At 60.3% G+C, this 590-nt stretch carries 2 protein-coding genes; both read left to right on the forward strand.

The window, feature by feature from the left end; genetic code table 11:
- Positions 1-24: 24 nt before the first annotated feature.
- A complete protein-coding gene (gene fdxA, locus AB4Z23_RS27880; protein ID WP_441361227.1) occupies positions 25-372 on the forward strand; it encodes a ferredoxin in 348 nt (115 codons plus the stop codon).
- A gap of 18 nt (positions 373-390) precedes the next feature.
- A partial coding sequence (locus AB4Z23_RS27885) for a dihydrodipicolinate synthase family protein (RefSeq protein WP_441361226.1) occupies positions 391-590 on the forward strand: 200 nt, incomplete at its 3' end.

Below are 590 nucleotides of genomic sequence, written 5' to 3' on the forward strand. Positions count from 1 at the left end.
ACCCGGATGGCCTATGTCACCCGGATGGCCTATGTCATCACTTCGCCTTGCATCGACATGAAGGACGGCGCCTGCACGGCCGCCTGCCCGGTCGACAGCATCTATGAGGGCGGCCGCATGTTTTACATCCATCCCGACGAATGCATAAACTGTGGTCTCTGTCTGTCCATTTGTCCGGTGGATGCGATCGTGTGGGACGAGGAGATACCCGACGACAGGCGCATTTTCCTCGCCGTCAATCGGGAGTTCTTCGAGCCGTCGGTGACGGGGATGGGCTCTCCCGGCGGATGGGACAAGAGCCGTTCCACCGACAAGGACCACGCCCTGGTGGCCAGTCATCCCCGGAACGCCGCTTTGGCACTCCATCTCTGATCCCAGCAAAGGCGCCTTATGTCCAAACACCCTCTCAAAGGCGTTATTGCCGCCGTTCCGACCCCGTTTTCCGCCTCGCAGGAAATCGACGCCGACGCATTCGTCGAGCATTGCCGTTGGTGTCTCGACAACGGCTGCGATGTCCTGAACGTGCTCGGCACAACCGGCGAGGCGAATTCGCTCTCCTTCACGCAGAGAAGCCTGGTCATGGAGATTGC

Origin of the sequence: Agrobacterium sp. MCAB5 (assembly GCF_052114365.1) — a bacterium.
Lineage (GTDB): Bacteria > Pseudomonadota > Alphaproteobacteria > Rhizobiales > Rhizobiaceae > Agrobacterium > Agrobacterium tumefaciens.